We start from the raw sequence: 14136 nt of genomic DNA, 5'->3' as shown, positions 1-14136 counted from the left end.
TGACCAAAGAAAGCGTGAATTGTGTCGACTGAAAACACCACTGGATCAGCTGCGCAAGCTGATCGACTTGTCACTCGACCGTTCTTCTTGATTTTGCTCTTTGCCTTTATGTTCTTTGTTGGCGTCGGAATGACGTTACCATTGCTTCCTGTGTTTGTTCGCGATGAACTGCACGGATCAGATTTGGCCATCGGCATCGTTGTGGCGATTCAAGCAGTTGCTGCAATTTTGGTGCGGCCGTGGATAAATCCGCGCATGGCTCGTTACGGCGCAGTGAAGGTCATTATGTGGGGCGCGCTCCTTGGCGCTTTAAGCATGGGATTGATGTCATTCTCGCCAAACGTCATCACGCTCGTGTTTCTGCGCTTGGTGCTTGGCGGAGCACAGGCAGCCATGTTCATTGCCATGTTGTCCACAATCATGTCGTGGGTCAGTGAATGGCGCCGAGCCGAAGCTGCGAGTGTGTTTTCCGTTGCTCCATACATCGGTTTGGCAATCGGACCAGTGATTGGTCAGCTGACCTACAAGTCATTCGGCTTCACGTCCGCCTTTGTTTTGTCGGGAGTGATTGCCTTTGTAGGTGCTTTACCAATTTTGACTCTGCGCAATATGAAGATTGATTTGGGCACGGCAACATCTGACGATCCAACTGCTGTGCCGCCACCAAAGTTTTATCTTCCGGCGTTGCTGCCTGGCACCGTCTTGGCACTTGGCATCGTCGGGATGGTTGGCATGAATGCCTTCCTTCCGCTTTACGCTCCTGAGCTTGGCACTTCACAGGTCCAGTGGATGTTCTTCTTTTATGCCGCAGTGGTGCTGTCGATTCGACTCTTTGGGCGACGCATTCCCGATCGGGTTGGTCCACGTAAAACAGGGATTTGGTCTACCAGCTTCATCGTCATCGGTCTGGTGATCATGGCGCTCACCCCAAGTTGGCCCGGGATCTACCTGGCACTCATCCCACTCGCAACAGGCATCGCGCTTCAATACCCAGGATTAATGGCCTTGGTGTTGAGCGATGTTGATGACCGGGTCCGCCCTTCCGCGATTTCAACTTTCACTATGTTCTTCGATATTGCACAGGGCCTTGGTGGTCTGGTGGTGGGTATCGCAGCCGCGCTCGGTGGATACCGAGCGGTCTTCGGCTTCGGGGCCTTGTGCTCGGTGATTGGGTTGGTTCTTCTCGTTGTTCTTGTACTTCCCAGGTACGCCAAAAGCGTGATCCCAGTTACCAAATAACCCCTTCAGACCCCTGCATTTCACTGATACCGTGAGGGCATCGATTGCCGACAATTCACGGCAAATCAGACCTGATGGGAGTAGGCAATGTCATCTTCCACGGTCGGCGTTCCGCTTACTCGTGGCATCGATGATCCAATACCGGCATTGTGGCCACTTCGGGCCAATTCGGTGCGTCGCACCGTGACTCTGCACGGCACTCCCGAGCCCGATTGGGCCTCAGGAATCATCTTGAGCGGCATTGCCCGAGATATCGCCATTGGTCCAGACGGCGCCATCACATGGGAACACTCTGCAGGGTTGTCTGCTCGCACCGATGGCATGGGCAATCTGGTGATGATCGATGTCAGTGATGACTCGCACCATCGTTCGTTGACGCAAGAACTGAAGGGCCGAAATATTGGTCCCGGTTTTCGCGGGGCTGTGGCAACACTTGGTGATGCCTATTCCGAAAGTTCATTGATCGGTTGTTTGTTGGATGAACTTTCCGGGATGCGTCACGTCGCTGGCTACGGCCGCATCGTTTCTGCACCACAGACTCCAGGATTTCTTTCCAATTCCCCTCAAGTTGGAACATGCGCAGGATGGCGAGCGGGTGGAGTTGCCGCTACAGCAAGTGGCGAAAGCATCCTCGGTGACTTGCCAACTGCACCAACGATTCACCAACTCATCGATAGCGATGATGCCTGGCATTACGAAGAAGAAGTTTCCTTTGGCACCATGCAGCGTCGGCGCCTCCTTGATATTTACCGAGGCGAAAACGGTGCAATCGAAATAGAAATGTGGTTCAGAGATTCACTGCATCGAGCAATTGATGAAGATGGCGCGCTCCATGAGTATGTCGTAACTGGCGAGCTTGATGCTGATGGCGTATTGGTTGCAGCGCACGCAACTCCACGCACATTGCCGATGGGCGATTGCCCGCTTGCAGCAGAGCATGTAACCCTGCTACTCGGACGCACACCGAACCAACTCGACGAAGGTGTGCGAACTCACCTTCGTGGCGAGCTTGGTTGCACGCACTTAAATGATGCAATGAGATTTATCCGCTCCACCGACGTGATGCTTACCCAGCTGAACTGAAAGAGAGAACAACCATGGATGCACTGCTTGCTGACCTGCGCGAATTTCTCGCGAATGCTCTTCCCGCCTGGCGCGCGAAGTGGCCTGACCAAGACACGTGGGAAGCCAAGTTGGATTGGCAGCGCACGATGGCTGAAGGTCGCTGGACAACGGCAACCTGGCCAGAAGAGTTTGGTGGTCGCGGTCTTGGCACCATGGAAATGCTGGCTATTGAAGATGTGGTTGCTCAATATGGCGCCCCACAGATCCCGGGCATGATCGGCGTAAAGAACGTTGCACCAACCTTGATGCGCTTTGGTAATGATGAACAACGCAAGAGCGTGGCAAAGATCGCTAACACTGATGAGTTCTGGTGCCAAGGTTTCAGCGAGCCAGGCGCAGGGTCAGACCTTGCCTCATTGCGCACGCGTGCGGTCATTGATGGCGATGAGTTCGTGATTAATGGTCAGAAAGTTTGGACTTCTAACGGCATGTACGCAACACACATGCAGTTACTTGCACGTACGGACCCTGATGCACCAAAGCACAAGGGCATTTCAGCGATTATCGTGCCAATTGATACGCCAGGGCTTGAAGTTCGCCCAATCAAGCAGATCAACGGTGGTGCTGAATTCGCCGAGGTCTTCTTCACTGATGTTCGCGTGCCTGTAGCAAATCTCATCGGACCTTTGAACGAAGGCTGGAACGTCACCATGACCACTCTTGGCCATGAGCGTGCTGGTGTTGCTGTGTTTGCAGGACGCCTTGAACAACGCATCCGCAACTTGGTCGAAGATGTCACCAAGAGCGACACCCAAATTTCGCCGATCATTGCTGATGAGCTTGCAGAGTTCTATGTGGAGAGCCGAGTGCTAGGCATGATGGGCCGCCAGATGCTCGCAAAAATTGCCGGTGGCGTTGCGCCAGGTTCCGAATCATCAGTTATCAAGATGGTGTGGAGTGAGTTGAGCCAGCGCGTAGACACGACGGTGATGGAACTTGCAGGCATCGATGGCATCACAGGTGACGCCAATGACGCCAAGGTTGGCTACCTCACTGCTCGCTCGGCAACGATCGCTGCAGGAACCTCAGACATCGTCAAGAACATCATCGGCGACCGTGTACTCGGTCTTCCACGCGACTAAGCATCGAAAAGGGATTTGAAGATTATGAATAGCTCAACGACTTCCGCGTCGGAACGTGCCGATTTCCGAGCCAGCCTGCGTGATTTCTTCACAGATACGTCACCTGAAACCCGTGTCCGTGAAGTCATCGCAAGTGATTCGGGTATTGACGAAGCAGCTTGGCGAGGCTTGGCAACGGACCTTGGTGTTGCTGGACTCTTGATTCCAGAAGAGTTCGGCGGCCAAGGCATGGGTATGGGAGAAATGGCTGTTGCACTTGAAGAGGCTTCACGCGCTTTGGCGGTCGTACCGCTCCTTGCTTCAGGTGTCTTGGCCCCAATCGCAATTCAGCTCGCAGGCGATGCCGCAGTGAATGTTGAAGTGTTACCAGCTATTGCAGACGGTAGCGAAATCATCACCGTTGCATTGATTGACGGCGCGGGTGTTAACACGGTTGCGCGGGATGAAAATGGCTGGAGTGTCTACGGCTCAAAGACAGCAGTGCTCAATGCGCGGATTGCAAACCGAATCTTGGTAGTCGCAACGACACCATCGGGAACTGGTTTGTTCCTTGTTGATGCGAAGGCATCGGGCCTTGTGATTACACCTCAACAATCACTCGATCTCACTCGACCAACAGCACTCGTTACCTTTGAAGGTGTTGCGGCAACTCGTATTGGTGGCGAATACAGCGACGCGTTAAAGGCATTGAATGCGTACGGACGCATTGCAGTGAGCGCGGAACTTCTCGGCATGTCAGAGAAGCTGATGGAGGTTTCTGTTGAGTATGCAAAGACCCGTGTTCAGTTCGGCAAGCCAATTGGTGCTTTTCAGGCCATTAAGCATCGTTGCTCTGAAATGTTTGCGCATGTTGAATCAATGCGCGCTGCGGTTGAGACCTCGTCACTTGTTGATCCAGCCGACGGCGCTTCCCTTCACGAACAGTCATTGGTAGTGAAGGCCTATTGCGCACGCTTTGCGCCTTGGGTTGCCGAAGCAACGATTCAGGTTCATGGTGGCATCGGCTTCACATGGGAACACTGCGCACATCTCTACCTTCGTCGAGTCAAGACGGATGAAATTCTCTTCGGTGACGCACTCTCGTGCCGCAACCAACTCCAACAACTGTTAGGACTCACCGCATGACCGACGCATACATTGTCGACATCGTTCGTACACCAACTGCGCGCGTGAAGCGTGATGGCAGTTCCTACTCACCTTTGCATTCAGCTGACTTAATGGCCGTGCCTTTGCGCGCACTTGTTGAGCGCAATGGCTTCGATCCCGTTTTGGTTGACGATGTCATCGGCGGTTGTGTTACTCAGATTGGCCGTCAGAGCAACAACATCACGCGCAGTGCTGTGCTTGCCGCAGGATTTCCGGAATCAGTACCGGCAACCACTGTTGATCGTCAATGCGGATCTTCAATGCAAGCAGTTGCCTTCGGTGCGCAAGGCGTGATGGCAGGCGCTTACGATCTCGTCATTGCTGCTGGCGTTGAATCAATGAGCACCACCCCAATGTTCAGTAACAAAAACGGTGAAGACCCATTCGGTCCAACAGTTGCCGCGCGCTATGCAGGTGGCGGTCTGGTTGAGCAGGGCATTTCCGCAGAACTCATTGCTTCACGTTGGGAATTGAGTCGTGAAGACATGGATACCTATTCATTGTCATCACATCAACGCGCAGCAGCAGCTCAGGCGGCCGGCACCTTGGCCAAGCAAATCGTTCCGGTGACCTTGCCTGATGGCACAGTCATCTCAGCTGACGACGGCATTCGCGCTGACAGCTCATTGGAAGCCCTCGGTGGGCTCAAGCCAGCATTTGTGAATGACGGCGCCAAGGAACGCTTCCCAGAAATCGACTGGTCCATCACTGCAGGCAACGCCTCTCAGATCAGCGATGGCGCTTCGGCAGTACTCATTGCCAGCGAAGCCATGGTTAAGAAATTAGGCCTGAAGCCTCGCGCCCGGATCGTGGCCTCGTCGGTTATTGGAGATGACCCAGTGGAAATGCTGTCTGCTGTGATCCCCGTGACCAAGAAAACCCTCGAAAAGGCGGGTCTGACCCTGGCCGATATCGATGCTTTTGAGGTCAATGAAGCTTTCGCAGCGCCCGTGCTGGCTTGGCTGAAGGACACCGGCGTGGATGTTGCCAAGGTCAACCAAAACGGTGGCGCAATAGCTCTAGGCCACCCACTTGGTGCTTCTGGTGGGCGCCTGTTGGTCTCCTTGCTGACCACCTTGGAAGAGACGGGTGGCCGCTACGGATTCCAGACCATGTGTGAGGCCGGCGGCCTGGCAAATGGCCTCATTATTGAGCGTCTCTAAAGGGGAAATCCCCCTATGTGAGGTCGCGCTCACTTTGGGGGATTACCTAGCAACGTCGTAAGCCGTTGCCGTAGGGTTGCGACTTACCGAATGGCTTGCGATTACCCCTTGCGACCATCCTTCACATGTTGCGATCCGGAAACCCCGATCCTCGCGACAAGTGCCAATTTTTGTGTTTCTCTTCTAGGAGTCTTTCGTGAATCTGCTTACTTTGTTGGAAATGGTCTCAGGCGGTTACGACGATCGCGTCGCGGTCGGCAGCCTGGCCGATGGCATGACCTACGCCCAACTGCGTGCTGCTGCTGCCCGCGGCGGCAAGTTGATTCAGGACTCCGGTGCTAAGAGCGTCATCTTCTGTGGCGAGAACGGGCCGTCATTCCCCATCGCACTCTTTGGCGCAGGTTTCGCCAAGATGCAGTTCCTTCCACTGAACTACCGCTTGGCTGAGGAATACATTGCCAAGGCAATCATGGGCATGCCGGCACCGTTCATCGTGACCGACAACCCAAGCATCGTGCCTGAAGGTTCAGCACAGGTAGTGATGACGTTTGACGAGTGGATTGAAAAGACCGGCAGCGGCGACGTTCCTGTCTTCGACTCAGAGCCAGACCCAGAAGACATTGCATTGTTGCTTCAGACATCCGGCACAACATCCGCTCCTAAGAGTGCAGTGCTTCGTCACAAGCACCTTGTCGCATACGTCCTTGGATCAGTTGACTTTGCAAGCGCAGAACCAACAGATGCCATGGTTGTTTCGGTTCCGCCGTATCACATTGCAGCAGTTGCGAACCTGTTGTCGAACTTGTACGCCGGCCGTCGAGTGGTGTACTTGGATCGCTTCACACCACAGATTTGGCTTGACACGGTTGAGCGAGAAGGCGTCACCAACGCAATGCTCGTACCAACAATGTTGTCGCGCATCGTTGAACACATGGAAGAAACTGGCCGTCAGGCTCCACCAACCTTGCGCAGCTTGAGCTACGGCGGTGCTCGCATTGCTCAGGCAACGCTTGAGCGTGCACTTGGTTTGTTCCCCAATGTTGGCTTCGTCAATGCTTACGGGCTCACGGAAACTTCATCTTCTGTTGCAGTGTTTGGACCAGAAGATCACCGCGATTCATTCAACAGCACGGATCCAGAAGTTCGTGTTCGCCTTGGTTCAGTTGGCAAGGTTCTGCCGAACGTCAATCTTCAGATTCGCGATAGCGAAGGCAATGAACTGCCACTTGGAGAACCAGGTGCAATTTGGGTAAGCGGCGAACAGGTTTCAGGCGAATACCTCGAAAGCGGCAAGGTTGTTGACGACGATGGCTGGTTCAATACACGCGACCGCGGTTGGTTGGATGCAGGAAGCTTCCTGTTCATCGAAGGTCGCACCGACGACACCATCATTCGCGGCGGCGAGAACATCGCTCCTGCAGAAATTGAAGAAGTCATTCACCGTCACCCAGCAGTGCTCGAATGCGCAGTTGCCGGCGTGCCTGACGAAGAGTGGGGCCAGCGCATCGCTGCGTTCGTTGTGCTTCGTGAAGGCATGACCTGCACAGAAGAAGACATTAAAGACTTCTGCCGCGAGAAGCTTCGCTCATCAAAGACTCCTGACTACGTACGTTTGCGTCACGAGTTGCTGCCACAAACAGCAACGGGCAAGTTGCTTCGCCGTAATTTAGTCACTGAGTTCGCTTTGCACGAAGAACAAAACTAAGTACTTCGCAACTACAACGCTAGGAGTTTGCCTTGGCTATTGATCTCGACATCTTGACGATGCGAATCCCGCCACAAGACAACCCAGAATGTGAATTTTTCTGGCAAAGCGGAGCCGATGGCCAGCTTCGATTTAAGCGTTGCGGTGACTGTGGGTACTTCTCGCATCCACCAACACCACGCTGCCCAAAGTGCCTAAGCGCAAAAATGGAACCAGAAGTGGTGTCCGGCAAGGGCACTGTGCTGAGTTTCACCGTGAACGTTCAGCAGTGGGTTCCTGGCCAAGAGCCGTACATCATTGTCATCGTCACGATGGATGAACAGCCTGATCTGCGCCTCACCGCATTGCTTGCTGGTGTGCCACTGGACATCGCACCGGCCGATCTCATTGGCAGCCGTGTGGAAACCCGGTTCCTTGCACGCGATGACATCTTTTACCCAACCTTCGTTCCAGAAGGAGCGCCAGCATGAGCAAGAACCCAGAACGCCTTTCATTCATCAGTGGTGTAGGTCGCTCAGCTTCTGGTCGTCGACTAGGCCGCACGGCTATGGACCTCACTCTCGAAGCTGCGCTTGAAGCAATTGAAGATGCAGGGCTCAAGCGTGAAGATATTGATGGTGTTGCTACCTACCCAGGTGGAGATGCCATTGCTTCTCGAGGTTTTGGTGGACCGTCAGCACCACAGGTGCAAGATGCCCTCCGACTAGATCTCAATTACATGTACGGCGCTGCTGAAGGTTCAGCACAGCTCGGCGCAATCATTGAAGCAACGATGGCTGTAGCCGCAGGTTTGGCTAAGCATGTGCTCGTATTCCGCACAGTCACTGAATCAACCATGCAAGGCGCCAAAGGCCGAAACCCCGGCCAAGGCATGCAGGCAGCTTCCGGCTTCATGGAATTCCTCGCACCATTTGGCGCAATCTCTGCAACCAACTGGTTTGCACAGGTTGCTCAACTTCATATGCATAAGTACGGCACCACGCGTGAGCAGCTTGCTCAGATTGCGTTGACCTGCCGCACGAATGCTGGGGTTAACCCACGCGCGGTATATCGGGATCCATTGACCATGGACGATTACTTAAATGCTCGCATGATTTCAACGCCATTGTGCTTGTTGGACTGCGATGTTCCGGTAGACGGATCAACCGCAATCATCATTTCCCATGTTGATTACGCCAATGATGCACCAAAGATTCCAGTGCACATCAACGCTGTTGGTACCGCGCAGTACGGCCGCCCATCATGGGATCAATACGAAGACATGACCTCAATGATGGCTCAAGGTGTGGCGAAGCAGTTGTGGTCACGCACTGACCTCAAGCCTGCCGATGTTGACGTAGCTGAGTTGTATGACGGCTTCAGCATCATCACCTTGGCGTGGCTTGAGGCACTTGGCTTCTGCGCACAAGGCGAAGGCGGTGCCTTTATCGAAGGTGGCCAACGCATCGCTCGCACCGGTGAGCTTCCGATTAACACCCACGGTGGTCAGCTATCTGAAGGTCGCCTGCATGGTTTTGGCCACGTCTACGAAGCCGCTGTGCAGTTGCGCGGCGAGGCTGGCGAACGTCAGATTCCTAACACTGAAGTTGCTGTTGCAGCAAACGGTGGCGGTCCAATCGCAGGTGCCATGTTGTTGACACGAGGTATTTCCAACTAGTTCAAGGAGTTCCGATGGTTCAATCAGCACGTATTGGATTCATCGGATTGGGCAGCATTGGGAAACCAATGGCGATTCACCTATCACGAAGTGGACTACCGCTGACGGTATGGGCTCGTCGACCAGAAGTGCTTGAAGAATTTCCTTCTTCGGTCCAACGTGCCCAAACACCAGCTGAACTTGGTGCACAATCGGATCTCGTCAGCATTGTGGTCTTTGATGATGCTGCCGTCGAAGAAGTGATGTTTGGTGCACAAGGTTTGGTCGAAGGCTTGGCACCTGGCTGCGTTGTTTTGGTGCACAGCACAGTCCCGCCGACGTTCATCGTTGATTTTGCTGCTCGGGCTAAGGCGCACGGCATCAAAGTGATTGATGCTCCTGTGAGTGGTGGGCCAAATGGTGCAGAATTGGGGGAACTCACGATCATGGCCGGCGGCAGTTCCGAGGATCTCGAGCAAGCCAAGCCACTCACCGATGTTCTTGCTACTTGCGTCATTCATCTCGGTGATATTGGCGCCGGTCAAAAAACCAAGCTGATGAATAACGCGGTGTTTACTGCCCAGTTAGCAATTGTTGAATCAGTTGTTCAGCTTGCATCAGAGTTGTCGATTGATCCGCAAGCATTGATGCAGGCAATTTCTTCCAGCTCGGGCAAGAGTTTTGCGGTTGACATGTTCCGGGGGGCCGGATCCGTCGAGGTCATCGCATCTGGTGCGGCAAAACCAGCTCTGACAAAAGACGTGAGCATTTTGCGCTCGCTAGTCGCATCAGATCCATTGGTCTTGCAGGCAGCTGAGCAATTTGTGAAATCGATGGAAACTGCTACGAAATAGCGAGACGATGGGGTCTTCGTCGAGAGGAACTCCATGAGCTTGAACGGCAAGGTTGCCTTTATTACCGGTGGCGCAATGGGCTTTGGCTACGCATTCGCGGAAACGCTTGGGCGCGAAGGCGCTTCAGTTGTGATTGCTGAAATCAATGTGCAAGGCGCAAATGATGCCGTAGCAAAACTTCAGGCCCAAGGAATCAAGGCAATAGCAGTTGATTGCGATGTTGCAAATGAAGATGCAGTCAACTCAGCGGTAGCAAAAGCGGTAGCAGAATTTGGCGGGATTGATATTTTGATCAACAACGCCGGCCTGCACTTAACGAAATACAACCTGCCCTTCACTACGTTGACTCGCGATGACGTACGAGCACTCTTTGACGTGAACGTTATGGGAATTGTGAACTGCTCGTGCGCAGCGATTGACTCGATGAAGAGTCGCGGTGGCGGCAACATCATCAATATTTCTTCTATGGCAGGCAACATGGCGACCTCGCCATATGGTGTGTCAAAGATGGCAGTTCGTGGACTCACGATGGCCTTCGCCAAAGAATTCGCTGATGCAGGTGTGCGAGTCAACGCCATCTCACCCGGATTGATGGCAACTGACAGCGCGATGGCAGATCTTCCTGCTGACATGGTGTCGATGATCATCAATCAAATGCAGTACATCCATCGTCAAGGTGAAGTAGCAGACATCGTCAACATGATGATGTTTTTGATTTCCGATAAGGCAAGTTTCATCACCGGGGAAACCTTCCGGGTGAGCGGTGGAGCATCGCTCTCCAGCTAACTGAAAGTTTTTACATGGCTGATTTACAAGCAGCGGCAACTGTTGTCCTCCTTCGGGAAAGCAATGATGGCGCTGAACTTCTGTTGTTGAAGCGCCCACAACACGGTGCTTTTGCAAACGCCTGGGTATTTCCAGGCGGGCGCGTTGAAGTGGATGACGTGCTCAGCGATGACGACGAGGAAGTCGATGTCGCTCGCCGCACTGCAGCGCGGGAAGCGATGGAGGAAACGGGACTCCACATTGAGCCGTCAGAACTCCACCACTTCGCCGTATGGCTTCCCCCCATTCAGGCACCGGTGCGCTTTCACACTTGGTTCTTTGTGGGCGTCGTTCCAGCGAATTCACTCGTTGAACTTCCAGAGACCGAACTTGTTGAGCATGTGTGGGTATCCCCACAAGAAGCTATTGCATTGCATCAGCGAGGTGAAATTGATTTGATGCCACCGACCTTCGTGACCATTCAAGGTCTGGCTGCAGCCACGAGCGTGGATGACATCCTTGCGATAGCCGCGGCGGTTGAAGAACCTCCTGTGTACACCAGTCATGGTGTGAAAACTGATGAAGGCATGATGCTTGTGTGGGCTGGCGACAGTGAATATCCGGACTCCGAAAACACCCAAGGCCGGCACCGCCTCTATATGGGGGACCGGCCTTGGGTGTTTGAGCGGATTCTTTAGAGGCTGCTCTTTTCCAAGATGTGAACAGTGCAGGAGGATCCCAAGCCGATCACGTGTGCCATACCAACTTTTGCGCCTTCGATCTGGCGTGCGCCAGCTTCATTGCGTAAGTGGGTAGCAACTTCCCAGATATTGGCAATACCGGTTGCTGCAATTGGGTGCCCCTTTGATTGCAGACCACCAGAAACATTCACGGGCGTCTTGCCATCACGCCAGGTTGCCCCTGAATTGAAGAAATCAATAGCGCCACCCGGTTCACACAACTGCAAGTTGTCGTAGTGGACTAATTCAGCAGCTGCAAAGCAGTCATGCAATTCCACAAGGTTCATATCCTGGGGGCCAACACCGGCCAGCTCATACGCCTTGATCGCGGCATTGCGAGTCACGGTGCTGACATCAGGAAATTCCTGAGCAGATTCGGTCCAAGGATCTGATGCCAACACCGAAGCGCTGATCTTCACTGCGCGGCGTTGCTGTTCAAGGGACAACGTACGCAACTTCGACTCACTGACGAGTACAGCTGCTGCAGCGCCATCGCAGTTCGCCGAACACATAGAACGCGTGTGTGGGTAGGCAATCATTGGATCGTTCATGATCTGCTCAAGTGACATCTTGTTTTGGTAGGCCGCATTCGGATTCAGTGTTGAATGTGAATGACTCTTTTCAGCAATGCGTGCGAAGAGTTCGAAATCTGCGCGTGGATCACTGTTGTTATAGGCCATACCAATTTGAGCAAACAAACCAGCCATGCCACTTGTACCGATGTAGCCATCGAGATTCTTGATGGCGCCATTACGACCCTTAGGTGTCCATGTTTCTGGACCGCTACCGACATCATTGCCGGTGAGTAGGCCTGCTCCGTAAAGCTTTTCAACACCCACAGCAATACCCATGTCTGATTCGCCAGACTTGATGGACATCATCACTGCGCGCATGGCGGTTGATCCTGTTGCACATGCGTTTGAGACGTTGTACGAAGGAATACCGGTTTGGCCGATCTGCTTTTGCAGGCTTTGTCCACTGGTTTGTCCGCGCAGGTTCCCGTAGCCCATGACTTGCATGTCGCGCATGGTCACGCCAGCATCCTTCAATGCAGCCAGCGCTGCTTCGGCAGCAAGATCGAGTACATCTTTGTCGGCACGCTTGCCGAACGGTGTCATGTGGATTCCGAGAATCCAAACGTTTTCAGTCATTGAATGTTCCTCGTCTTCTTAAACCGGCTCGAAGCCGAAGCCAATGGCCTCGACGCCTTCAGCGTCTTGACCGAGTGAATATGTCTTGAGCTGCACTTCCATGCCTCGTGTGATGATTTCTGGATCTGGATCGACACCGATGATGTTGCCCATCACTGTCATGCCGCCGCAGTCGATCACACCCGCGCAGTACGGAACAGGAACACCCTTGGCATCGTGATGCACGATGGTGAAGGTCTTCAAGATCCCAGTAGTCGGAATGTCGACCTCGGTGAAGTCAAGGGCGAAGCAATTTGGGCACGCGTTATGGCGACCAAATACCTTTGCCTTGCAGGCCATGCACTGTTGCGCAACCAAATGTGGCTGCGGCTCGAGTGCCAAGTAATTAACGATCGGAATCGGCAAAGCTCCTCCTTGGGAAACGTGTTCGTATAGGAAGAACTTAGGCAGAAAATGCCCTTCGCGTAGGGCACTTTGCCCAATTGCTACATCAAAGAACGAAGTTGCTCGACTGTTGCAACTGGATCCACACCCGCTGGAATCGTAATGTCCAAGCTGGTGACACCAGATTCCTTGTAAGCAGCCAGGCGTTCAGCAACAAAGGAGGCTGGACCCACCAAGGTTGCCTGATCAAGCCAAGCCTGTGGAACAGCTGCAGCTGCCTCTTCACGCTTACCAGTGAGGAAGAACTCCTGAATGGCCAGCGCCTCATCCACCCAACCCATGCGTTGGGCCAGATCGTTGTAGAAGTTGGCATTGCGAGCACCCATGCCACCGACATACAGGGCAATGTGATTGCGCATACCCGCGAGCAGGGCGTCACGATCAAGATTGTCGCCAATAGCCACGGTGGTATTTGCAACGATGTCTAAGGAACCGAGTTCTGGTGAGCGCTTGGCTAGGCCTGGTGCCAAAGCGGCTCCAAATACCTGTTGTGCTTTTTCTGGGACCCAGAAGAAGGGCAGCCAACCTTCAGCAATTTCGGCTGCGGTTTCTACTGACTTATCCCCAAGAGCGGCGAGGTAGATCGGCACAATTGAGCGGTCTGGCTTGTTGATGAGCTTGAGCGGCTTACCTAAACCTGTGCCGCCGGCTTCCTTAGTCAGCGGAACACTCACGGTGTCACCGGAGTACTCAACAACCTCGCGCCCAACAACCTTGCGAACAATGTCGACTACTTCTTTGGTTCGAGTTAGTGGCTTGGAGTACGCCATGCCGTGGAAGCCTTCAACGACCTGTGGGCCTGATGCACCAAGGCCAAGATGGAAACGACCGCCACTGAGATGGTCACAGCCTGCTGCGGTCATGCCCAACACACCTGGCGTACGGCTGTACACATTCAAGATCGCGGTGCCAAGGCCGATCGTGCTGGTCTTCGCAGCGAGATAGCCAATCGCTGAAACTGCATCGAAGCTGTAGGCCTCTTGTAACCAAAGGAGATCTAGACCCGCTTGTTCAAGATCCAAAATTGTCGGCGTGAGCGCAACAACATCTTTGGTGTAATCAAGGGTGTACGACAAACGCATGGCA

At 53.6% G+C, this 14136-nt stretch carries 14 protein-coding genes; 11 read left to right on the top strand and 3 right to left on the bottom strand.

The annotated features are described in order from the left end of the window. The first annotated feature begins 21 nt into the window (after positions 1 to 21). From PHN51_08710 to PHN51_08660, 11 genes are all read left to right on the top strand, one after another. Positions 22 to 1239 carry an MFS transporter gene (locus PHN51_08710; protein ID MDD2818858.1) on the top strand — a complete coding sequence of 406 codons (1218 nt, stop codon included), beginning with the start codon at positions 22 to 24 and terminating at the stop codon, positions 1237 to 1239. 87 nt (positions 1240 to 1326) lie between these two features. Next, complete coding sequence (locus PHN51_08705; protein ID MDD2818857.1) at positions 1327 to 2322, top strand: DUF2889 domain-containing protein; 996 nt, start codon at positions 1327 to 1329, stop codon at positions 2320 to 2322. Positions 2323 to 2336: 14 nt separating this feature from the next. Further along, a complete protein-coding gene (locus PHN51_08700) occupies positions 2337 to 3446 on the top strand; it encodes an acyl-CoA dehydrogenase family protein (GenBank protein MDD2818856.1) in 1110 nt (369 codons plus the stop codon). Positions 3447 to 3470: 24 nt separating this feature from the next. Then, positions 3471 to 4571: an acyl-CoA/acyl-ACP dehydrogenase gene (locus PHN51_08695; GenBank protein ID MDD2818855.1), complete on the top strand. Its 1101-nt coding sequence runs from the start codon at positions 3471 to 3473 to the stop codon at positions 4569 to 4571. Next, a complete protein-coding gene (locus PHN51_08690; protein ID MDD2818854.1) occupies positions 4568 to 5755 on the top strand; it encodes a thiolase family protein in 1188 nt (395 codons plus the stop codon). Before PHN51_08695 ends, PHN51_08690 begins: the two co-directional genes overlap by 4 nt. A gap of 196 nt (positions 5756 to 5951) precedes the next feature. Further along, a complete protein-coding gene (locus tag PHN51_08685; GenBank protein MDD2818853.1) occupies positions 5952 to 7460 on the top strand; it encodes a class I adenylate-forming enzyme family protein in 1509 nt (502 codons plus the stop codon). Positions 7461 to 7492: 32 nt separating this feature from the next. Continuing rightward, complete coding sequence (locus tag PHN51_08680; GenBank protein ID MDD2818852.1) at positions 7493 to 7930, top strand: zinc ribbon domain-containing protein; 438 nt, start codon at positions 7493 to 7495, stop codon at positions 7928 to 7930. Then, positions 7927 to 9117, top strand: a complete 1191-nt coding sequence (locus tag PHN51_08675) for a thiolase family protein (protein MDD2818851.1) — start codon at positions 7927 to 7929, stop codon at positions 9115 to 9117. Before PHN51_08680 ends, PHN51_08675 begins: the two co-directional genes overlap by 4 nt. A gap of 14 nt (positions 9118 to 9131) precedes the next feature. Continuing rightward, positions 9132 to 9950 carry an NAD(P)-dependent oxidoreductase gene (locus tag PHN51_08670; GenBank protein ID MDD2818850.1) on the top strand — a complete coding sequence of 273 codons (819 nt, stop codon included), beginning with the start codon at positions 9132 to 9134 and terminating at the stop codon, positions 9948 to 9950. A 33-nt stretch (positions 9951 to 9983) separates the two neighbouring features. Continuing rightward, complete coding sequence (locus PHN51_08665) at positions 9984 to 10736, top strand: SDR family oxidoreductase (protein MDD2818849.1); 753 nt, start codon at positions 9984 to 9986, stop codon at positions 10734 to 10736. A gap of 14 nt (positions 10737 to 10750) precedes the next feature. Continuing rightward, a complete protein-coding gene (locus PHN51_08660) occupies positions 10751 to 11413 on the top strand; it encodes an NUDIX hydrolase (protein ID MDD2818848.1) in 663 nt (220 codons plus the stop codon). Here the strand turns inward: PHN51_08660 and PHN51_08655 are convergent. From PHN51_08655 to PHN51_08645, 3 genes are all read right to left on the bottom strand, one after another. Beyond that, positions 11410 to 12606 (bottom strand): thiolase family protein, encoded by a 1197-nt coding sequence (locus PHN51_08655; protein MDD2818847.1) that lies wholly within the window; start codon positions 12604 to 12606, stop codon positions 11410 to 11412. The two genes, PHN51_08660 and PHN51_08655, sit on opposite strands and share 4 nt — an antisense overlap. A gap of 18 nt (positions 12607 to 12624) precedes the next feature. Next, positions 12625 to 13011 (bottom strand): OB-fold domain-containing protein, encoded by a 387-nt coding sequence (locus PHN51_08650; protein ID MDD2818846.1) that lies wholly within the window; start codon positions 13009 to 13011, stop codon positions 12625 to 12627. A gap of 80 nt (positions 13012 to 13091) precedes the next feature. Beyond that, positions 13092 to 14132: an LLM class F420-dependent oxidoreductase gene (locus PHN51_08645; GenBank protein ID MDD2818845.1), complete on the bottom strand. Its 1041-nt coding sequence runs from the start codon at positions 14130 to 14132 to the stop codon at positions 13092 to 13094. Positions 14133 to 14136 lie beyond the last annotated feature (4 nt).

It is taken from the genome of Candidatus Nanopelagicales bacterium (assembly GCA_028687755.1).
Lineage (GTDB): Bacteria > Actinomycetota > Actinomycetes > S36-B12 > S36-B12 > UBA11398.
The sequence above is the reverse complement of the archived record's forward strand: the minus strand, read 5'-3'. Positions and strand labels throughout refer to the sequence as shown.

Excerpts from the sequence above, each read along its gene's own strand:
- PHN51_08655 (MDD2818847.1), bottom strand. The coding sequence starts at position 12,606 with ATGACTGAAAACGTTTGGATTCTCGGAATCCACATGACACCGTTCGGC.
- PHN51_08665 (MDD2818849.1), top strand. The coding sequence starts at position 9,984 with ATGAGCTTGAACGGCAAGGTTGCCTTTATTACCGGTGGCGCAATGGGC.
- PHN51_08690 (MDD2818854.1), top strand. The coding sequence starts at position 4,568 with ATGACCGACGCATACATTGTCGACATCGTTCGTACACCAACTGCGCGC.
- PHN51_08660 (MDD2818848.1), top strand. The coding sequence starts at position 10,751 with ATGGCTGATTTACAAGCAGCGGCAACTGTTGTCCTCCTTCGGGAAAGC.
- PHN51_08700 (MDD2818856.1), top strand. The coding sequence starts at position 2,337 with ATGGATGCACTGCTTGCTGACCTGCGCGAATTTCTCGCGAATGCTCTT.
- PHN51_08670 (MDD2818850.1), top strand. The coding sequence starts at position 9,132 with ATGGTTCAATCAGCACGTATTGGATTCATCGGATTGGGCAGCATTGGG.
- PHN51_08695 (MDD2818855.1), top strand. The coding sequence starts at position 3,471 with ATGAATAGCTCAACGACTTCCGCGTCGGAACGTGCCGATTTCCGAGCC.
- PHN51_08705 (MDD2818857.1), top strand. The coding sequence starts at position 1,327 with ATGTCATCTTCCACGGTCGGCGTTCCGCTTACTCGTGGCATCGATGAT.
- PHN51_08645 (MDD2818845.1), bottom strand. The coding sequence starts at position 14,132 with ATGCGTTTGTCGTACACCCTTGATTACACCAAAGATGTTGTTGCGCTC.
- PHN51_08675 (MDD2818851.1), top strand. The coding sequence starts at position 7,927 with ATGAGCAAGAACCCAGAACGCCTTTCATTCATCAGTGGTGTAGGTCGC.